19 protein-coding genes and 2 pseudogenes are annotated in these 17,985 nt (G+C 67.9%); 10 read left to right on the top strand and 11 right to left on the bottom strand.

The features are described from left to right. Positions 1 to 80: 80 nt before the first annotated feature. Positions 81 to 2,702 carry a LuxR C-terminal-related transcriptional regulator gene (locus N4S67_RS00590; protein WP_260991001.1) on the top strand — a complete coding sequence of 874 codons (2,622 nt, stop codon included), beginning with the start codon at positions 81 to 83 and terminating at the stop codon, positions 2,700 to 2,702. Positions 2,703 to 2,721: 19 nt separating this feature from the next. Here the strand turns inward: N4S67_RS00590 and N4S67_RS00585 are convergent, their stop codons facing one another. Further along, a complete protein-coding gene (locus tag N4S67_RS00585) occupies positions 2,722 to 3,942 on the bottom strand; it encodes an MFS transporter (RefSeq protein WP_260991000.1) in 1,221 nt (406 codons plus the stop codon). Between the two features lie 74 nt (positions 3,943 to 4,016). On the opposite strand from N4S67_RS00585, the gene N4S67_RS00580 reads away from it, so the two are divergent. Continuing rightward, positions 4,017 to 4,841 carry a uracil-DNA glycosylase gene (locus tag N4S67_RS00580; protein WP_260990999.1) on the top strand — a complete coding sequence of 275 codons (825 nt, stop codon included), beginning with the start codon at positions 4,017 to 4,019 and terminating at the stop codon, positions 4,839 to 4,841. Here the strand turns inward: N4S67_RS00580 and N4S67_RS00575 are convergent. Continuing rightward, positions 4,816 to 5,427 carry a TetR/AcrR family transcriptional regulator gene (locus tag N4S67_RS00575; RefSeq protein ID WP_260990998.1) on the bottom strand — a complete coding sequence of 204 codons (612 nt, stop codon included), beginning with the start codon at positions 5,425 to 5,427 and terminating at the stop codon, positions 4,816 to 4,818. The genes N4S67_RS00580 and N4S67_RS00575 overlap by 26 nt on opposite strands. Positions 5,428 to 5,481: 54 nt before the next feature. Here N4S67_RS00575 and N4S67_RS00570 point away from each other — a divergent pair, with 54 nt between their 5' ends. After that, positions 5,482 to 6,702, top strand: a complete 1,221-nt coding sequence (locus N4S67_RS00570; protein WP_260990997.1) for an FAD-dependent oxidoreductase — start codon at positions 5,482 to 5,484, stop codon at positions 6,700 to 6,702. A gap of 7 nt (positions 6,703 to 6,709) precedes the next feature. Continuing rightward, the gene (locus N4S67_RS00565; RefSeq protein ID WP_260990996.1) at positions 6,710 to 7,747 is read left to right on the top strand and encodes an LLM class flavin-dependent oxidoreductase; all 1,038 of its coding nucleotides are present in this window, start codon (positions 6,710 to 6,712) and stop codon (positions 7,745 to 7,747) included. Here the strand turns inward: N4S67_RS00565 and N4S67_RS00560 are convergent. Genes N4S67_RS00560 through N4S67_RS00550 form a run of 3 tightly spaced genes read right to left on the bottom strand, consistent with a single transcriptional unit; the run spans position 7,744 to position 9,144 of the window. Next, on the bottom strand, positions 7,744 to 8,211 hold the full coding sequence (locus tag N4S67_RS00560) for a nitroreductase family deazaflavin-dependent oxidoreductase (protein ID WP_390893236.1): 468 nt from the start codon (positions 8,209 to 8,211) through the stop codon (positions 7,744 to 7,746). The two genes, N4S67_RS00565 and N4S67_RS00560, sit on opposite strands and share 4 nt — an antisense overlap. 16 nt (positions 8,212 to 8,227) lie before the next feature. Beyond that, positions 8,228 to 8,659 (bottom strand): HIT family protein, encoded by a 432-nt coding sequence (locus N4S67_RS00555; RefSeq protein WP_260990994.1) that lies wholly within the window; start codon positions 8,657 to 8,659, stop codon positions 8,228 to 8,230. Positions 8,660 to 8,676: 17 nt separating this feature from the next. After that, positions 8,677 to 9,144: a VOC family protein gene (locus N4S67_RS00550; RefSeq protein ID WP_260990993.1), complete on the bottom strand. Its 468-nt coding sequence runs from the start codon at positions 9,142 to 9,144 to the stop codon at positions 8,677 to 8,679. 79 nt (positions 9,145 to 9,223) lie between these two features. Here N4S67_RS00550 and N4S67_RS00545 point away from each other — a divergent pair, with 79 nt between their 5' ends. Genes N4S67_RS00545 through N4S67_RS00535 form a run of 3 tightly spaced genes read left to right on the top strand, consistent with a single transcriptional unit; the run spans position 9,224 to position 11,734 of the window. Further along, the gene (locus tag N4S67_RS00545) at positions 9,224 to 9,511 is read left to right on the top strand and encodes a hypothetical protein (protein ID WP_260990992.1); all 288 of its coding nucleotides are present in this window, start codon (positions 9,224 to 9,226) and stop codon (positions 9,509 to 9,511) included. Between the two features lie 5 nt (positions 9,512 to 9,516). Continuing rightward, positions 9,517 to 10,341: an AraC family transcriptional regulator gene (locus N4S67_RS00540; RefSeq protein ID WP_260990991.1), complete on the top strand. Its 825-nt coding sequence runs from the start codon at positions 9,517 to 9,519 to the stop codon at positions 10,339 to 10,341. A 16-nt stretch (positions 10,342 to 10,357) separates the two neighbouring features. Then, on the top strand, positions 10,358 to 11,734 hold the full coding sequence (locus N4S67_RS00535; RefSeq protein WP_260990990.1) for an amidase: 1,377 nt from the start codon (positions 10,358 to 10,360) through the stop codon (positions 11,732 to 11,734). Here N4S67_RS00535 and N4S67_RS00530 read toward each other — a convergent pair. Both N4S67_RS00530 and N4S67_RS00525 read right to left on the bottom strand, forming a co-directional pair. Beyond that, positions 11,731 to 12,228, bottom strand: coding sequence for a DNA-deoxyinosine glycosylase (locus tag N4S67_RS00530; RefSeq protein WP_260990989.1), 498 nt, complete (start codon positions 12,226 to 12,228; stop codon positions 11,731 to 11,733). The genes N4S67_RS00535 and N4S67_RS00530 overlap by 4 nt on opposite strands. Then, on the bottom strand, positions 12,225 to 12,932 hold the full coding sequence (locus tag N4S67_RS00525; protein ID WP_390893235.1) for a polysaccharide deacetylase family protein: 708 nt from the start codon (positions 12,930 to 12,932) through the stop codon (positions 12,225 to 12,227). Before N4S67_RS00525 ends, N4S67_RS00530 begins: the two co-directional genes overlap by 4 nt. A 35-nt stretch (positions 12,933 to 12,967) precedes the next feature. Here N4S67_RS00525 and N4S67_RS28010 point away from each other — a divergent pair. Both N4S67_RS28010 and N4S67_RS28005 read left to right on the top strand, forming a co-directional pair. Next, positions 12,968 to 13,129 (top strand): annotated as a pseudogene (locus N4S67_RS28010) (adenylate cyclase regulatory domain-containing protein); the annotation flags it as partial. A gap of 55 nt (positions 13,130 to 13,184) precedes the next feature. Next, positions 13,185 to 13,532: pseudogene (locus N4S67_RS28005) on the top strand (adenylate/guanylate cyclase domain-containing protein); the annotation flags it as partial. A gap of 11 nt (positions 13,533 to 13,543) precedes the next feature. Here N4S67_RS28005 and N4S67_RS00515 read toward each other — a convergent pair. From N4S67_RS00515 to N4S67_RS00500, 4 genes are read right to left on the bottom strand one after another with little or no spacing between them, the layout of a single operon-like run. Further along, positions 13,544 to 15,748 carry a heavy metal translocating P-type ATPase gene (locus N4S67_RS00515; RefSeq protein ID WP_260990987.1) on the bottom strand — a complete coding sequence of 735 codons (2,205 nt, stop codon included), beginning with the start codon at positions 15,746 to 15,748 and terminating at the stop codon, positions 13,544 to 13,546. Between the two features lies 1 nt (position 15,749). Then, complete coding sequence (locus N4S67_RS00510) at positions 15,750 to 16,640, bottom strand: hypothetical protein (RefSeq protein WP_260990986.1); 891 nt, start codon at positions 16,638 to 16,640, stop codon at positions 15,750 to 15,752. Beyond that, on the bottom strand, positions 16,637 to 16,843 hold the full coding sequence (locus N4S67_RS00505) for a heavy-metal-associated domain-containing protein (RefSeq protein WP_260990985.1): 207 nt from the start codon (positions 16,841 to 16,843) through the stop codon (positions 16,637 to 16,639). The genes N4S67_RS00510 and N4S67_RS00505 overlap by 4 nt, the downstream gene beginning before the upstream one ends. A gap of 40 nt (positions 16,844 to 16,883) precedes the next feature. After that, the gene (locus N4S67_RS00500) at positions 16,884 to 17,480 is read right to left on the bottom strand and encodes a class I SAM-dependent methyltransferase (protein WP_260990984.1); all 597 of its coding nucleotides are present in this window, start codon (positions 17,478 to 17,480) and stop codon (positions 16,884 to 16,886) included. Positions 17,481 to 17,553: 73 nt separating this feature from the next. Here N4S67_RS00500 and dtd point away from each other — a divergent pair, with 73 nt between their 5' ends. Continuing rightward, positions 17,554 to 17,985 (top strand): D-aminoacyl-tRNA deacylase, encoded by a 432-nt coding sequence (gene dtd / locus N4S67_RS00495; RefSeq protein WP_260990983.1) that lies wholly within the window; start codon positions 17,554 to 17,556, stop codon positions 17,983 to 17,985.

The following is a 17,985-nucleotide window of genomic DNA, read 5'->3' as shown; positions in this document are numbered from 1 at the left end:
GACGCGCGATCGGTGTCCCGCTTCGAGCTTTGGCGATCGAAAGGCGCGCGAACACAATTGACCCGAGTTATAGTCGCGCGGTGATCGGCGGGGATCCGCTGGCTGGTCGCGACGGCGAACTGGCGACAATTCGCCGCGCACTCGGCGGGGGAAACAACACATCCGGCGTGGTGATCGTTGGATCGGCGGGAGTGGGCAAGACAAGGCTCGCACGCGAAGTACTCTCGCGCGCAGAGTCGGTCGGGGAGCGCACCAACTGGATCGTGGGCACCGAATCGGCGCGTGCACTTCCGCTCGGCGCCTTCACAGCGATGATCAGCGACACCCTCGCCGACCCCCTGCCCAACGTGCGGTACCTCATCAATTCGCTTGTCGCACAACAGCGGAAGGGCCGCATCCTGATCGGCGTCGATGACGCCCACCTGCTCGACGGGCTGTCCGCGCATGTCGTTCATCAGCTCGCACAAAGCCGCACGGCCCGGCTCGTCGTCACCCTGCGATCGGGCGCCGAAGAACCTGACGCCATCACTGCGCTGTGGAAGGACGGACTGCTCGCCCGCCTCGATCTCGAGCCGCTGTCGGCCGACGCCGCACGCGACATGATCGAGACGATGCTCGGCGGAACCGTCGACGCCAGAAGCGCCCGGCGGTTCTGGGAACTGACTGGCGGCAACGCGCTGTTCGCCCAGCAGCTCGTCAAGGACCAGGTGGCCGCGGGCCGGATGCGATTGACGGCCGGGGTCTGGATGTGGGACGGCGATGTCGCGGTGTCGCAGAGCATCAGCGACATGGTGGGCCGACAACTCCGGGAGCTCACAGCGGATGTGGCCCTCGTCGTCGACACGCTGTCGCAGTGTGAGCCGCTCGCGGTCGATGCGCTGTGCGACCTGGTCGGTCCGTCCGATCTCGAGACGGCTGAGCAACTGAGACTGGTCACCGTCGAGCGCAGCGGCGGCGAGCTGATGGCCCGACTGGCGCATCCGCTGTTCGGGGAACTGCGACGCGCAGGCGTGGGGGAGATGTACCTGTCGAGGATTCGCGGCCGATTGGCGCAGCGGCTCGCCAAGAAGCCCGACGACGACATACAGGCCACCGTGCGCCGCGCGCTGCTCACGCTCGAGTCCGACCTGCCTCCGGATCCGCGGCTGTATCTGCAAGCGGCACAACACGCGATGACGCTGCTCGACCTCGAGCTGGCCGACCGGTTCGCCACCGCGGCACACGCGGCGGGCGACCCGGAAGCGTTGGCCGTCCGCGCGGTGAATCTGCTTCTGCTGGGGCGCGGCGGCGAGGCCGAGGCGGTGCTGCGCTCGATTGCCGCAGGATGCTCCGAGGGCGCGCACCAGTGGGCGACCATGCGGGCGGCCAACCTCACATGGATGCTCGGCCGTTGCAGCGAGGCCTCGGCCGTCCTCGCTGAGCTGAAGACCTGTCCGGAGACGCCTGCCGAGAAGTATGCCCGCATCGCTGTGGAAGCGTGCCTCGAGGCGGCATCCGCCCGCTGCGCGGTGGCTGAGCAGAAGTCAAGGGCCGCACTGGATTCCGGACAACTGACCGATTACCACGCGATGATGGCCGCGGTGGCGCTGACGATGTCGATGGGCGCGCTGGGCCGAACCGACGATCTGACCGCGGTGGCCGGGGCCGCGCTCGACCGGGCCACCACGTCGTTCCAGGCGTCGCACATGCGGTTCTGGTTCGGCAGCGTGTACGCGCGCGCCTGCCGTCTGACGGGTCGGATCGAGGAGTGCGCGGCCATGGTTGCGCGGCTCGCCGGCTCGGCCCGTGAGATTCCGAGCCTGGCCTACGCCAACCTTGCCTTCCTGATGGGCCTCGTCGAGCTGATCCGTGGCGACGTCAGGACATCGGTCAAGCTGTTGCACGAGGCGTTGGCCGGTGTTGAAAGACACGGCGTGACAACGGGTTTGCGACCGGCCACCTGTTTCGCGCTGGCCGAGGCGCACGCCAAACTCGGTGAAGGTGAGGCTGCGGAGGAAGCGAGCGCCGCGGCGCAATCCTGCGTGCCCGAAGACTATTTGTATATGCAGACTGCGCAGAGCGTCGCCGCCGGTTGGGCGCTGGCCGCCAACGGATGCCTTCGCGAGGCGGTCACCACCGTCGACGAGGCGGCGGTGCTGGCCAGGCGGCGTAATCAGCCGACCCACGAATTGCTCTGCTATCAAGTCGCGGCGCAGTGGGGCGATGCCTCCGGAACGGCGCGAGTCCGCGAGCTCGCCCAACAAATTGATCTGCCGCTCGCCAAAGCCGTTGCCCGGCATACTGAGTCGCTGGCTGTGCATGATGGCGACGGTCTGCTCGAGGCGTCGGATGCGTACCTGGCGATCGGCGACCGCGCGACGGCCGCCGACGTCGCCGCCCAAGCCGCAGTGGCGTACACGCGTAAGCAGGAACGCAAACACGGGCTCAAGGCCGCCGCGATCGCCAAGGAACTCAGCGACGCCTGCGGCGGGCTGTGCACCCCGGCCCTGCGGGTGCCGGCGAGTCAGCCGTTGACCGGACGTCAGCGCGAGATCGTCGAACTGATCGTGGTGGGGCTGTCCAACCGGGAGATCGCCAAGCGTCTGGTGATGTCGGTGCGCAGCGTAGAGGGCCACATCTACCGCGCGTGCCAGCGGGTGGGGGCAAGTTCGCGCGAGGAGTTGGCCTCGATCGCCCGGCGCGGTCCCGACGCGCCGCGCTAGCGGTGGCCGGACTCCGGGGTCAGCGCTCGTCGAGTTGACGCAGCGCGGGCAGAAATATCGCGCCGATGCCGAGCACGAGCATCGGCACGGACAGCGCCAGGAACGTCACGTGGAGGCCGGCCGCGTCGGCGAGCGGCCCCGCCACGATCAACCCGAGCGGGCCGGCGGCGTAGGCCAGTGAACCCATCACCCCGACTACGCGACCGCGTAGGTGCTGCGGCGCGCGCGTTTGCATGACGTAGTTGTAGATCGGCGCCATCGGTCCGTACACCAACCCGACCACCGCACTGAGTGCCAGGATCAGCGGCAGCGGCGGCAGGAACGCGATGACGGTCATTGCCACACCGAGTGTCAGCAACGCGGTCACCATGGTGGCACGTCGACTCATGCGCTTCGACAGCACCGCGTAGCCGAGCGCCCCGACCAGCCCGCCGATACTGAGCGCCATCAACACCCAGCCAAGCTGCGCGGGCTCGTCCCGGTCGGTGAAGTACTTGGGAAACAGGACCGACTCCATCGGCACGTACAGCCCGGTGGCGGCCAGATCGACGAACGCGAGCGTCCGCAGCACCTTGTTGTGCCAGACGAACCGCAGCCCCTCGACGATGCCATCCCACACACCCTCCGGCAGCGACGCGCGGTCCGGCTTGCCCGAGCCTTCCAGTCGCAGCACCGCGACGGCCACGATCGAGGTTCCGAATGCCACCGCCGTCACCCACATCGTGTCGACGCCGCCCAGTGTCGCGATCAGCAGGCCGCCGATTCCAGGTCCGACGATGTAGGCCAGGTTGAAGGTCGCCTCGTAGACGCTGTTCGCGTGGTCCAGCGTCCACCCGGCTCGCGTTGCGGCCTCCGGCAGCATCGTCTCGCGCGCCGTCATCCCGGCCGGGTCGAAGAATGCGCCGAGGCCGGCCAGCGCCGCCAGCACCCCGACGTTGATGATGTCCAGGCCGAACGTCATCGCCAGCACCGGGACGGCGGCGACCGAAAGCCCCGAGAGGGCATCGGAGATCATCGACACCCGCCGGCGGCCGAGATAGTCGACAGCGGCGCCGGCGATCAGGGTGGCGGCCAGCAGCGGCAAGGTACCCGCCATCGCCACGATGGATGCGTCGAGCGCAGATCCGTTGCGCTGCAACACCAACCACGGGAACGCGACCAGTGATATGCCGTTGCCGGCACCAGCCATCAGCGCGGCGAACAGGAGCAGCAGGAGAGGCCCGCGCCGGCTGGTGTCCATGGGTATCGCGCCAGAATCTAACAGCGGCCGACCCACCGGGCACTCGATTTTGCGGTCGGTGCGACAGTGGTGCGGTGGAACTGGCCCATCCGCGCACCGGTGCGCGGTTCGACTCGCCGGTGCCCCCGGGGACCGGTTGGCCGGGTGATCCGGCCACGGCGAGGACCGCGGTCGCGGCCACGGGCGCTCAGGTCCAGTCGATGGCCGAAGCCATCAAGAGCCTCGACGAACTCGACGCCGAGGTCTCGGTGTGCCGGGCCTGTCCGCGTCTTGTCGAGTGGCGCGAAGAGGTGGCCGTCGTCAAGCGCAAGTCGTTTGCCGACCAGCCGTACTGGGGGCGGCCGATCACCGGATGGGGGTCGCCGCAACCGCGGATACTGATCGTCGGGCTCGCTCCGGCCGCGCACGGCGGCAACCGCACCGGCCGGGTGTTCACGGGCGACCGCTCCGGCGATTTCCTGTTCGCGGCGCTGCATCGCGCGGGTCTGGCGAATCAGTCGCTGTGTGTCGACGCAGCAGATGGTCTGTCGCTCAACGACACTCGCATGGCCGCTGCCGTGCGCTGCGCACCGCCGGGCAACGCGCCGACACCAGCGGAGAGGGCGACGTGCGCCCCGTGGTTGGACGCCGAGTGGCGGCTGACGGCGCCGCATGTGCGGGTAATCATCGCGTTGGGCGGGTTCGCGTGGCGGGCAGCGTTGCAGATGATCCGCTCAGGCGGTGGCACGGTGCCCACGCCCGCGCCGAAGTTCGGTCATGGCGCGACCGTCCCGCTCGGCGGGGTCACACTGCTGGGTTGCTTTCATCCGAGCCAGCAGAACACGTTCACGGGCAAGCTCACCCCGCAGATGCTCGACGACGTCTTCAATACTGCTATGGCGCTAGCAGGCGCCGGATAGCGGCGAACTGAGCGCCGGCGAGGGCCTTGAGATCCTCGGCGCGAAACTCGTCGATGCGCTGCACCGTCCATTCGTCGAAAACCTGCAGCATCCGGAAGACCAGGGTGACTTGGAGAGCAGCAGGCAGGTCGTCGCGCACCGCTCGTGCGTCGCGGCCCACCTGAACCACCTCGGCCACCCAGGCGTGGGCCGCGGCGAGGGTCGCGTTCACAGCCGTCGTCTCGGGCGCGGGACCGCTGTAGAAGACGCGACCCAGGGTCAGCGCGGGCTGATGATCAGACGCCGCGATCAACTCGTCGAAGAAATCGTGCAATTTCGGCCAGAAAAGGGGGCCGGTGAAAAATTCGGCCGGAGGAATGCTGATATGCCGCGCGACTTCCTCGGTCAACTGTTGAACCACGAAATCGAACAGTTCCGCTTTCGAGGAAAGCACATAATAGAAGGAACTCTTGCTCATTTCGCAGTGCTCGATGATGCGGTTCAGCGAGGCATTCTCGTAGCCGAATGCGGCGAATTCGGCCGCCGCGACGTCGACCAGGCGGCGCATTCTATAGGGCGGCATACGCTTCAACCGGGCCTCGGGCACGCCCAACTCTAACATCTGTGGACTGGGTGGTACAGACAATGGTAGTTTGGCATTATGTTCAGTCCAGCAAGCGTGGAAGAGCAGTACGAGCAGGCCGCGGCGGACGATCTGAAGGTTCTCGTGGTGGGCGGTGGAATCGCCGGCACCACCACAGCGCAACTACTGCGTCGCGCGGGCCGTCACCCGGTCCTGATCGAACGTTCTGAGGACGCGCCCGCCGCCGGTTACATGCTGGCGTTGATGCCGATGGTCGATGCGGCGATCGACGACCTCGGGGTGCGCGACCGATACCGCTCCGCCAGCGTGTCGCTCGAGCGCTACGCGGTCTACGGGCACACGGGGCGAAAACTCAGGGAGGATTCGACCTCGGCGATCGTCTCCCGTTTCGGCGACTACCGCGGCATCGCCCGTGGCGACCTGCTCGACGTGCTCTCCGGCGACGGGTGCCCGGTCACGTTCGGCGCGACGGTCACCGAGATGGCGCTAGGGCCCGATGCCGCCGAGGTCGAGGTGTCGGCCGCGCGCACTCGGCGGCGGCTGGATTTCGATCTCGTCATCGTCGCTGACGGAATGCGTTCGCCGACACGACACCTGATCGGTGACCACGTCGATGTCGTCGACTCCGGATGGGGCGGCTGGGTGGTGTGGACCTCCGCCGACCCGGACACGGATCTGATCGAGGAACTGTGGGGCGCCGGCTTCTTTGCCGGAAGCTACCCGGTCAAGGACCGGCTTGGCGTGTTCGTCGGCGGACCGCATGCCGACACCCGAGACGGCCCGCGGCGGTTCGTCGGCGGCATGCGGCGCAGGCTCGGGACGGTCCACCCGCGGCTCGACCGGGTGTTGGATGCCATCGCCACTGAGCCCGCCCCGTACTACTGGTCGCTGACCGATTGCCGCGCGAGGACGTGGACGACGGACCGAACCGTCCTGCTCGGCGACGCCGCCGCGGGGTTCCTGCCAACCGCAGGCGTCGGCGCGGGCATGGCGATGGAGTCGGCGTGGCTGCTCAGCGCGATGGTGTCGGAGTCCGGCCCCTCGCGCCTCTCCGACACCGTGCGCGCGTACGAACGCCTTCAGCGTCCTCGGGTGGAGGCCGCCCACGACAATTCGCGTCAGCTGGCACGGCTGATGTTTCACCGCAGCAGGGTCCTGGCGACAGCCCGTGAGCTGGCCATGCGGTGCGTGAGCGTCGACCGGGCACTGCGGCCGATTCAACGCCTGCTCTCCGAGCAACCGCGCATCGGGGAACGAGCGCGGCGCTCGGGGCGTTGACTCTGCCATGCGGCTTTCGGTTCTCGATCTCATCCCGGTACGCACCGACCAGTCCACCGCGGATGCGCTGGCGGCGACGACACACCTCGCGCAGACCGCCGACCGCCTGGGCTACACCCGCTACTGGATCGCTGAGCACCACAACATGCCCGCGGTGGCGGCGACCAGCCCGCCGGTCGTGATCGCCCATCTCGCGGCGCTGACCGAGCAGGTGCGGTTCGGGTCGGGCGGGGTCATGCTGCCCAACCACGCGCCGTTGGCGGTCGCCGAGCAGTTCGCGTTGCTCGAGGCCGCGCATCCTGGGCGCATCGACCTCGGCATCGGCCGGGCACCGGGGTCCGACCCGGTGACCTCGATGGCGTTGCGTGGCGCTGCAGGCCGTGACGATCGCGACATCGAGGCGTTTCCCGAGTACCTCGACGATGTCGTCGCGCTGATGAGCGCCCGCGGTGTTCGGGTGCCGATCCCCAATCAGCGCTATATCCTCAAGGCCACGCCCGCCGCCGCGACGGAACCGCAGCTGTGGCTGCTCGGCTCGTCGATGTACTCGGCCCACCTCGCGGCGGCCAAGGGCCTGCCCTACGTCTTCGCGCACCACTTCTCCGGCCAGGGCACGGCGGAAGCGCTCGAGACGTACCGGTCCGAGTTCCGGCCGAGCGACGTGGCGTCCGAACCCGTGACATTCCTGACGGTCAACGCCGTGGTGGCCGAGACTCGCGAAGAGGCAACGGCATTGGCGTTGCCGAACCTGCAGATGATGGCGCGCCTGCGGACGGGGCAGCCGCTCACCGCGCTGGACCTCGTCGAGGATGCCGCCGAGCAGGAACTCAGCCCGCACGCCCAGCGGATCGCCGAAGCCGCCTTCGGCCGAGCCGTGGTCGGTTCGCCGACGGAAGCCGCCGACCAGATCCGCGCTCTTGCCGACGAGTTCGGCGTCGACGAGGTGATGGTCAATCCCGTGGCCTCGGCGCACCGCGGCACCGATCCGGCGACGGCGCCGGCCCGCGACAAGACGCTGGAACTGCTGGCGAAAGAGTTGTTCTAGGGGGTGGCGGCCTGCCGGCTGATGGGAGTGAGCACGACGACGGGTATCGGGCGCGAGGTCCGCTTCTGATATTTGATGTACTGGCCTTTGTTGCCCCGCATGTTGTTGACGAGCTCCCACAACCGCGGATACTCAGGGTCGTCGGGCATCACGGCTCTTGCGGTCACTGCGAGCCGCTTCGGTCCAACGTTGATCTCGACGCTGGGATTGGCCTTCAGATTGTGATACCAGCCCGGCGCCCGCGGTTCCCCGCCCATCGACGCGACGACCAGATAGTCGTCGCCGTCACGCGCATAGGTCAGCGAATTAGCTCGTGGCTGGCCGGTTTTCGCACCGACGGTGTGCAGGATGAGCGCGGACGGGCCGCCGGGGATGGTGTGCCCGATCCGGCCGTTTGTCGCTTTGTAGAGCTTGTCGTGCAGCAGCAGCAAGCGGTATCCGATGTGCTTTTCCCACCAGGGCATGCTCATGGCTTCAGTCTTACGGAGCGGAGTCGAGTTGCGCCAGCGCCTCCCGCAGTAACCGGCCGGACTCCTCGCGGTCCGGGTCCCGGCGCAGCAGCATGTTCTTCGCGAACGCGAGCTTGTCGCCGCTTCTCCTCGGCAACACGTGCAGATGAATGTGGAAGACGGTCTGGAACGCGGCCTTGCCGTCGTTGATCACGACGTTGTTGCCGTCGGCGTGCAACCCGGAGTTGCGGGCGGCCCGCGCGATGCGCTGACCGATGGTCGCCATGGCGGCCACCGTCTCCGGCGGAGTGTCGGTCAGGTCGACGCTGTGGCGTTTTGGGATGACCAGGGTGTGCCCGCGGGTGAACGGCCGGATGTCGAGGATGCCCAGGTAGTCGTCGTCCTCGTAGATCCGGATGGCGGGAGCCTCGTCGGCGACGATGGCGCAGAACACGCAGGACATCCCGCCACGCTAGCGGCTCAGCCGATGTTCTCCTTGGCCCACTGCGCCATCCGGCGGTCGCGCTCCTCCGGCGCGACGTCCTCGACCCGCGTCATCACGGTCCAGCGTTGGCCGAAGGGGTCGAGGATCGAGGCGAACCGGTCGCCGGTGACGAAGGTCTGCGCGGGTTCACGGACGGTCGCGCCGGCCGATTCGGCGTTGGCCACCACGGTGTCGACGTCCTCGCAGTAGAACGCGATCGAATGTGTGGCGGGCGCGCCGGGCTCGACAGCGGCGAGCTCATAGGCCTCTGCCGGATCGCCGAGTTGCAGTCGCCCGTTGCCGAAGTCGAGCTCGGCGTGTGCGACGGTGCCGTCGGGTCCGTCCATCCGGTCGACGACGGTCGCACCGAAGACTGACGTGTAGAAGTCGATCGCGGCGGCGGCGCCGTCGACGCACAAAAAGGGGGTCAGGCTGGTGTAGCCCTGCGGAATGGGGACGTTCATGCGAGCCACTCTCGCCGCGGGGCCCGGCCGCACGCTTGGAAAAACACGCCATGTCGCCAGCCTGACTACGCTGATCCGCATGCGCGACGATGTGGATCTCGATGATGTGCTCGACGACGAAATCGAGGAGGAGGACGCCGCGGTCGAGGACGAGAATGCTCACACGCTGTCTGTTCGCCGCGGCAACGGCGAAGAACTGCTGACCATCTTCTCGCCGGCCGAGGAGTGGAGCGTGTATCTGCAGCCGGGCGGTGCGATGCAGGATGCATACGTCGGCACGCCCAGTGAACCGACCGTCTGGGTCAACGCGGCCGACCGCTGGGTCGAGCGCGCGCAGGACGGCACCTACGTCATCCACATCGACTGACGAAAATGCGCGCGACCAGTTCGACCACGGCGGCGCCGGTGCGCGGTGTTGTCGGGCGTGCGTCGAGCGCCTCGAAGTTCGACCTCGACCGTTGGGCACCCTCGGACGACGCGGCTCGGTTCGTCGAACACTTCTGGTCGGTTCAGTGGGACCTGGGCGAGCAGGAGTCGTTCGACAGCACAGTCATCACGTTTCCTTCGATGCACCTCACCCACGAGTGGGGCGACGACGGTCCGCGCCACGGGTTCCCGTTGCCGAACACGCTCGTGCACGGCGTCGTCGAGAGGGTGTTCCGCACCGCGATCAGCCGGCGCGGCGCGGTGGTGGGCGCCCGGTTCCGGCCCGGCGGCTTCGCGGCGCGGTTCGATCGTGACGCGTCGGCGTTCACCGGTCGGGTCCAACCTGTCGATGACGGCTTGTTCGGCAGCGCTTTACCTCAAGACGACATCGGCGCGGCGTCGACTCGTCTCGACGAGCTCATCGCCGGCAGGCCAGACGTCGACCCCACCTACGTGTCGCTGACCGCGCTGCTCGACAGGATCCGCGACGACGATCGGCTGCCCCGGGTGGAGCAGGTGATGGCACATTCGCCGTGGAGCGCGCGCACTACGCAGCGGCTGTTCCGTCGCTACGTCGGTGTACCGGTCAAGTGGGTGCTCTGCCGATATCGCCTGCAGCAGGCCGCGCTGGAGATCGAGACCGCCCGCGGGGTGGACTTCGCCGATCTCGCGGTTCGACTCGGCTGGTACGACCAGGCGCATTTCATCAATGATTTCCGGGCCCTACTGGGTTCGACTCCGGGAGAATACGCGCTCAGGCACGGCGGCTGAGTCGTACGCTCCGGCCGTGGACTCCCGCGACCTCGCCTTCACCGGAGCCGCCGCGCACGCGCGCATGCTGGCCGCCGGCGACATCACCGCGCCCGACCTGCTCGAGCTGTATCTGGACCGGATCGGTCGGTTGGATCCCACGTTGCGGTCCTACCGTGTGGTCCTCGTTGACGCCGCGCGACAGGAGGCGGGCATCGCGCAGGACCGGCTGAATGCGGGGGAGCGACTGCCGTTGCTCGGCGTGCCGATCGCCATCAAGGACGACGTCGACGTCGCAGGTGAGGTGACGACCTATGGCACCGCAGCGCACGGACCGGCGCGGGCCACCGACGCCGAGGTGGTGCGGCGGCTGCGCGACGCGGGCGCGGTCATCATCGGCAAGACGACGGTGCCCGAGATGATGCTGTGGTCCTTCACCGAGACGGTGACATTCGGTGCGACGCGCAATCCGTGGAACACCGACTACACGCCCGGCGGCAGCAGCGGCGGAAGTGGCGCCGCGGTGGCCGCTGGGCTGGTCCCGATGGCGCTGGGTTCCGACGGCATGGGGTCGATCCGGATTCCGTCGACGTGGTGCGGAGTCTTCGGCCTCAAGCCGCAACGCGACCGCGTTCCGCTGGCCCCGCATGACGACGCATGGAACGGACTGTCGGTGAACGGACCGATCGCGCGCACCGTGGAGGACGCGGCGTTGTTCCTGGACGTGACGAGCGACGAGTCCGGGTTCGTCGAGGCTGCCGGGCGCGAACCGGGTCGACTGCGGATTGCGCTGAGCACCAGAGTCCCCGCCGGTGTGGTGACACGAGTCGGCCGCGCACAGCGGGCCGCGGTCGATGAGGCCGCCACCGTGCTGCGAGGCCTCGGGCATGAGGTCGTAATTCGCGATCCGGACTATCCGCAGAGCGCGATTCCGCACGCACTGGCCCGATACTTTCGCGGCGTCTACGACGATGTGCAGACACTGCCGCACCCGCAGCGTCTCGAAGCGCGCTCGCGCAGCTTCGCGCGCCTCGGGGGGTTGATCTCCGAGCAGCAGATGAGACGGATCAGGGCCGCGGAAAGCGTTGTGGCCGAGCGGGTCAATGTCATCTTCGACGACGTCGACGTGGTGCTCACCCCGGGCACCGCCACTGGGCCGTCGCGCATCGGCGCCTACCAGAGGAGAGGCGCAGTGCCGACGTTGGCATTGGTTGCCGGTCGGGTCCCGTTCCAGGCTATGTTCAACGTGACGGGTCAGCCTGCTGCCGTGGTGCCGTGGGACCGGGACAACAGCGGTGTGCCCACGTCGATTCAGTTGGTGGGCAGACCCTTCGACGAGGCGACGTTGTTGTCGTTGAGTGCTCAGCTCGAACGGACCCGTCCCTGGCGGGACCGTCGGCCACCGGTGTCCTAGTCGCTACGGTCGGTCAGGGCGTCCCGCCATGCGGCGAGCTTGTCGGCGTAGCCCATGGTTTGCGCGGGACTGGTCGACGGAAGCCGACGATAGCTGAGGTCCGGCGCGACTCGGACGAGTCGGTCGAAGTTCTTCTCCGCGGCAGCGCCGTTGAACAACACTCGGGTGATCTGCCGGTGTTCGTCGAACAGGGCCGCAAAATCGTTGGGCACCATGCTGCGCGGTTCGACGGCCGAGTCGAGGCTGCCAACGCGTCGGCAGAATTTCAGCACATCCCACACGGCGATCTTGTGGCTCAGCAGTGCCGCAGTGCGCATCTCGTACGGTGCGTCGGCCTCGAAACCGAAGAGCTCACCGGTAATTCGCCAGAATGCATTGCGCGGATTCGCGTAGTACTGCTGCGCGGCAAGTGCCATCACGCTGGGTGCGTTACCGAGGATCAGCGTCTGGACGCCATCGTCGATGATCGGTGCGAACCCTTCGACGGCGCTCATCGCTGTGCTGCTATCAGTTCCGAGACGGTGACGAAGCGGTAGCCGTCGGAGCGCAGGCGATCGACGAGGGCGCGAATGGCCGCACGTGAGGCGACTCGCCCGTCGAACATGACATGCATGAGGATGATCGAGCCGGGACGAACGGAATCGATTGTCGCGGAGACGATCTGCTCGGCGGTCGGCTCGTTCGCCGAATCAGGTTCGACGTCCCACATGACCGTCGTCCGATCGTGGGTGGACAGATAGTTCGGCAACGTCCACAGCTTCTTGCCGTACGGCGGACGGAACGTGATCGGTCCACGGTAACCGGTCCTGCGGATTTGCTCGTCGGTCCGCTCCACCTCGGCGGCCACCGTGGCCGGCGACACCAGCACCATCCTGCGGTGCGAGTAGGTGTGGTTGCCGATCTCGTGGCCCGATCGCGCGATCGCGGCGCCCGCTGCCGGACGCTCGGCCAGGTCGCGGCCGTTGAGGTAGAACGTCGCGGGCACCCGGGCTGCGGACAGGATTTCGAGCACCTCGGGCGTCGCGGCGGTCGGACCGTCGTCGAGCGTCAGCGCCACCAGCCTCTCGGTCGTGTCCACCCGGTCGATCAGCCGGCCGCCGAGCTGGAACGACCGCGCGTTCATCAGCTGGTAGCCCCCGGCGGCAACCAGCAGGATCACCAAAGTCACCGCGACCGCAATAGTCCATCGCCGCACCACAGCTATATACCCCACGGCCGGTATACGTTGAGCGCGTGGCCGACGCCGATGCTGACCTGTCGGGGCTGCTCGACGGCCTCGACGGGAGCGCGCGGGCCGAGCGGGCCGAACTCGTCGAGTGGCTGCTGAACCGCAACTTCACCCCCGAGCAGATCCGCGCTGAGGTTTCGCCGATGCTGTTGCCCGCCGGTCGGATCGTCGGAAACGACGGGGTGCACGTCTCGGCGCGCCAGATCTGCGAGGAAACCGGCATCGATCGGCGACGCGGTCATGTTCGTGAGCACCGACCCGGTCGCATTGTTGGAAGCGGCACTGGACCTGCTCGTCGCGGCAGAGAAGGACGAGTCGTTCCCGCAGCTGCGCGTGGGACTCGCCGCGGGATCGGCGGTCAGCCGGGCGGGGGACTGGTTCGGCAGCCCGGTCAACGTCGCGAGCCGGGTGACGGGTTTGGCTCGCCCGGCTTCGGTTCTGGTCGCCGAATCGGCGCGTGATCTGATCGGCGACGCGGGCGGGTACTCCTGGTCCTTCGCAGGCGCGCGACACCTGAAGGGCGTGAAGGGCGAAGTGAAACTCTTTCGAGCGCGTCGGGCTGACGACTAGGTCGGCCGGCGTCAGTGCGACGGTGCGAACCGCCGCAGCCGCAGGCTGTTGCTCACGACGAAAACGGAGCTCAATGCCATCGCGGCTCCGGCGATCATCGGGTTGAGCAGACCGGCGGCGGCCAACGGCAACGCGGCGACGTTGTAGGCGAAGGCCCAGAACAGATTGCCCTTGATCGTCGCCAACGTCTTGCGGGACAACCGAATCGCATCCGGCACGGCACGCAGGTCGTCACGGACCAGCGTCAGATCGCTGGCTTCGATCGCGACGTCGGTGCCGCTGCCCATGGCAAGGCCGAGGTCGGCTTGAGCCAGCGCGGCAGCGTCGTTGACGCCGTCGCCGACCATCGCGACCGCCTTGCCCTCGGCCTGCAGACGCTTGACGACGCCGACCTTCTCCGCGGGCAGCACTTCGGCGATCACCTCGTCGATACCGACCTGCTGCGCGACGGTGCGCGCGGCGGGTTCGTTGTCACCGGTGACCATGATCGGGGTCAACCCGAGACGGCGGAGATGGGCGACGGCCTCGGCCGATGACGGTTTGACCGAATCCGCGACCACGAGCAGGCCGCGCGGTTGACCGTCCCAGCCGACCGCCACCACGGTCTGGCCCTGCGCCTCGGCCCCGTGCATGGCGTCGGCGAGGTCGCGCGGTAGTTCGCCGACGAGTCGCGGCCGACCGACCACCACCGCGCGGCCTTCCACAACGCCCTGCACGCCGAGACCCTGCCGGTTCGTGAACTTCTCGACCGCAGGCAGGTCGCCGACCTTGTCGCGCGCACCGGTCGCGATGGCCTTCGCGATCGGGTGCTCCGACGAATCCTCGAGCGCCCCCGCGAGCCGCAACACGTCGTCCGGTTGGGCATCGTCGGCGGTGATGACGTCGAGCAACGTCATCGTTCCGGTGGTGACCGTGCCCGTCTTGTCCACAACGATGGTGTCGATGCGACGCGTCGACTCCAGCACCTCCGGGCCCCTGATGAGGATGCCCAGCTGCGCTCCCCGGCCAGTACCGACCATCAGTGCCGTCGGCGTCGCAAGGCCCAACGCGCATGGGCAGGCGATGATCAGCACCGCCACCGCGGCGGTGAAGGCCGCCGCGACCGATCCGCCGGTGCCGATCCAGAAACCCAGCGTCGCCACCGCCAACGCGATGACGATCGGCACGAACACACCCGAGATCCGGTCCGCCAGCCGCTGCGCCTCGGCCTTGCCGTTCTGCGCCTCCTCCACCAATCTGGCCATCTGCGCGAGCTGGGTGTCGGACCCGATTCGATTCGCGCGCACCACGATTCGACCGTCAACGTTGACGGTTGCGCCGGCCACCCGATCGCCCGGACCGACGTCCACCGGCACCGATTCACCGGTCAGCATCGAGGCGTCGACCGCCGACGTTCCCTCGGTCACCACGCCGTCGGCGGCGATCTTCTCGCCCGGTCGTACGACGAACTCGTCGCCGAGCGACAACTGGCCCACCGGGATGCGTTGTTCCACACCGTCCCTGCGTACCGCGACGTCTTTGGCGCCGAGCTCGGCCAGCGCGCGCAGCGCCAGGCCCGCGCGGCGCTTGGAGCGGGCCTCGAAATACCGTCCCGCCAGGATGAAGGCGGTGACTCCGGCGGCGGCCTCCAGGTAGATGTTGCCGCTGCCGTCGGTGCGGCCGATCGTGAACTCGAAGGGATGTGTCATTCCCGGTGTCCCGGCCGTCCCCCAGAACAGGGCGTAGACCGACCAACCCAGCGCGGCAAGGGTGCCCATCGACACCAACGTGTCCATCGTCGCGGTGCCGTGGCGCATGTTGGACCACGCAGCGCGGTGGAAAGGCCATGCCCCCCAGAAGACGACCGGCGCCGCGAGCGTCAACGACAACCACTGCCAGTTGGTGAACTGCAGTGCCGGGATCATCGCCATCGCGATCACCGGCACCGTCAGGGCCACCGAGATGAGCAGACGCTGGCGCAGCGACGCGGTCGGGTCCGCCTCGATCGGCGCGCCGGGCTGATCGGGCGAGGCAGGTAGATGCGCTGTGTAGCCCGCGTCTTCGACCGTCGCCAGGAGTTGGTCCGGCGTTACCCCGTCGGTGTACTCGACGCGGGCTTTCTCCGTCGCGTAGTTGACGGTCGCCGTGACCCCGTCGATCTTGTTGAGTTTGCGCTCGATTCGGTTCGCGCACGACGCACACGTCATGCCGTCGACGGCGAGTTCGATGACCGACATGTCAGTGACCGTGCCCCGGCTCGCCGACCGTCACGGTGAACTCGGCGGTGCGCACGACGTCGCCATGCTGGAAGTCCAGATACAACCGGTAGTCACCCGCGCTGGGAAATGTGGTGTGAAAGCCGATGTCGGGACCCGACGGCGTCTTTCCGTCGCCCGGCTCACCCGCGGGGTGCACATGGAGATACGCCAGATCGGCCGCGCGCAGCGCCACCAGATGGCCGTAGGCGCCCAGATACGGTTGCAGATCGGTGACCGGCCTGCCGTCGCGGCTGACCGAAAGCGTCAGCAGCGACGACTCGCCCGTCTTCGGTGTGCCGCGCAGTGCGACGGTGTATCCGTCGACCTCTGCAGACGGCGCTTGCGCGGGCAGCGGCTGCGGGTTGTACTGGCCTGCGACGTGCAGGTTGGTGCCCAGCGTCAGCGCGGGCCCACCCGCGGGGATGAAGTCGGCGAATACGCGGTAGTCGCCGGCACGGCTCAAATCAGTTGAGACGCTCCATGTTCCGTCGGTATGGAGAATCGGGTGCACGTGCTGGAAGCGCGAGAGGTCGTTGCGAACCACGACGAGATGCAACAGCTTCTCGTGGTTCTCGGTGTAGCGCGTCACCGGCGCGCCCTGCGCGTCCACAATGCGGAAGTGCAACGGCGCCTTCGCCGCGGCCACGGTTACCGGCTTCGTCAAGTCCAGGGTGTAGCCGCCCTGGGTGGACTGCAAACCGCCGGGCAATTCCGGGGCCACGGGCGCCGCGTCGTGACCCTGCGCGTGGCCGTCGGCATGCGCGACCTCGACCTCGACGCGCGGGCCCGACGCCTTGCCGACCCAGACGGCGACCGCGAACACCGCCAGCAGGCTGACGACGAACGCCGCGACCTTCCGCGCAGTCGTCATTGTCCGGCGAGCTGGTAACCGGCGTCCTCGACCGCGGTGCGGATGAGTGCATCCGCGACGGGCGCTTCGCTGAGGATGGTGACGGTTCCGGTGGCGAGGTCTACGTCGACCTCGGTGACGCCGGGCACCTCGCCGAGTTCCTCGCGCACGGAGGAGGCGCAGTGCCCGCAGGTCATCCCTGCGACAGTGATGCTGGTTGTCATACGCACCTTGGTACCATACCCCCCTAGGGTATTCAAGTCGTCAGTTCTTGCGGGCGGCGCCGACGAACAGCATGCCGGCGAGATGATGCTCGATCCGAGCCGTTCCGTGCAGTCCGTGGCGAGCCAGTTCGGCGGCGAACTCCTCGGCCTCGAAACGGTTCTCGAGCGGATGGACGGTGAACGTCTTGAACGCCCACGAGTGGATCATGCGCCGTGGAACCTCCTCGAACAGGAGTAGGCCGCCCGGCCGGAGCACGCGCGCGACCTCGGCGATCGATTCCTGCCACGCCGGGACATGGTGAATGATCCCGAAGTCGACCACGGTGTCGACCGTCGCCGACTGTTGCTCGATTGTGCACACGTCGCCGACCGACAGCGACACCGGCCGCCCGTGAAGTCGGCGCCGCGCCAACTCGACCATGGATTCGTCGAGATCGAAGGCCGTGACACGGGCAGCGCCGAGGCGATCGAGGATGACCTCTGCGCCCACGCCGCGGCCACACCCGACCTCCAGCACATGCTGGCCCGAGAGGTCGCCGCCGGCCATCCGGCGGAACCAGGCCGCCTCGCGGCGATGTTGATGCGCCGCTCGCACCGGATTGTTCATGATCGCGCGTTCGACCGTGTTGAGCTTCATCCTCCGTACGGTACCCCCGCAGGGTATGGCTGTGGGCGCTTCGTCCCACGGGCCCGTGGCAGGATCGGCGACCATGCGCGTTCTGGTGCAACGGGTCACGTCCGCCTCGGTGACGGTCGGCGGTGAAGTCGTCGGCGCCATCCGGCCGCAGAGTCAAGGGCTGCTGGCACTCGTCGGCGTCACGCACGACGACGACGCCGCGAAGGCGCAGCGGCTGGCCGAAAAGACTTGGCAACTAAGGATTCTCGACGGGGAGAAGTCCGCGAGTGACGTGAATGCGCCCATCCTCGTCATCAGCCAGTTCACCCTCTACGCCAACACCGCGAAGGGGAGGCGACCTGCGTGGAACGCCGCCGCGCCCGCGGCCGTCGCCGAACCGGTCGTCACGTCCTTCGCCCAGGCACTCAGAGAACTCGGGGCCACGGTCGCGACCGGGGTGTTCGGTGCGCACATGCAGGTGGAACTCATCAACGACGGTCCGGTGACCGTGCTGCTCGAGTCGTGA

It is taken from the genome of Mycobacterium deserti (assembly GCF_025345615.1).
Lineage (GTDB): Bacteria > Actinomycetota > Actinomycetes > Mycobacteriales > Mycobacteriaceae > Mycobacterium > Mycobacterium deserti.
This window is presented reverse-complemented; position numbering and strand designations above follow the sequence as displayed.

Coding starts and splice junctions, on each gene's coding strand:
- N4S67_RS00585 (WP_260991000.1), bottom strand. CDS start 3,942: ATGGACACCAGCCGGCGCGGGCCTCTCCTGCTGCTCCTGTTCGCCGCG.
- N4S67_RS00570 (WP_260990997.1), top strand. CDS start 5,482: ATGTTCAGTCCAGCAAGCGTGGAAGAGCAGTACGAGCAGGCCGCGGCG.
- N4S67_RS00565 (WP_260990996.1), top strand. CDS start 6,710: ATGCGGCTTTCGGTTCTCGATCTCATCCCGGTACGCACCGACCAGTCC.
- N4S67_RS00560 (WP_390893236.1), bottom strand. CDS start 8,211: ATGCCCTGGTGGGAAAAGCACATCGGATACCGCTTGCTGCTGCTGCAC.
- N4S67_RS00555 (WP_260990994.1), bottom strand. CDS start 8,659: ATGTCCTGCGTGTTCTGCGCCATCGTCGCCGACGAGGCTCCCGCCATC.
- N4S67_RS00550 (WP_260990993.1), bottom strand. CDS start 9,144: ATGAACGTCCCCATTCCGCAGGGCTACACCAGCCTGACCCCCTTTTTG.
- N4S67_RS00545 (WP_260990992.1), top strand. CDS start 9,224: ATGCGCGACGATGTGGATCTCGATGATGTGCTCGACGACGAAATCGAG.
- N4S67_RS00540 (WP_260990991.1), top strand. CDS start 9,517: ATGCGCGCGACCAGTTCGACCACGGCGGCGCCGGTGCGCGGTGTTGTC.
- N4S67_RS00530 (WP_260990989.1), bottom strand. CDS start 12,228: ATGAGCGCCGTCGAAGGGTTCGCACCGATCATCGACGATGGCGTCCAG.
- N4S67_RS00515 (WP_260990987.1), bottom strand. CDS start 15,748: ATGTCGGTCATCGAACTCGCCGTCGACGGCATGACGTGTGCGTCGTGC.
- N4S67_RS00510 (WP_260990986.1), bottom strand. CDS start 16,640: ATGACGACTGCGCGGAAGGTCGCGGCGTTCGTCGTCAGCCTGCTGGCG.
- N4S67_RS00505 (WP_260990985.1), bottom strand. CDS start 16,843: ATGACAACCAGCATCACTGTCGCAGGGATGACCTGCGGGCACTGCGCC.
- N4S67_RS00500 (WP_260990984.1), bottom strand. CDS start 17,480: ATGAAGCTCAACACGGTCGAACGCGCGATCATGAACAATCCGGTGCGA.
- dtd (WP_260990983.1), top strand. CDS start 17,554: ATGCGCGTTCTGGTGCAACGGGTCACGTCCGCCTCGGTGACGGTCGGC.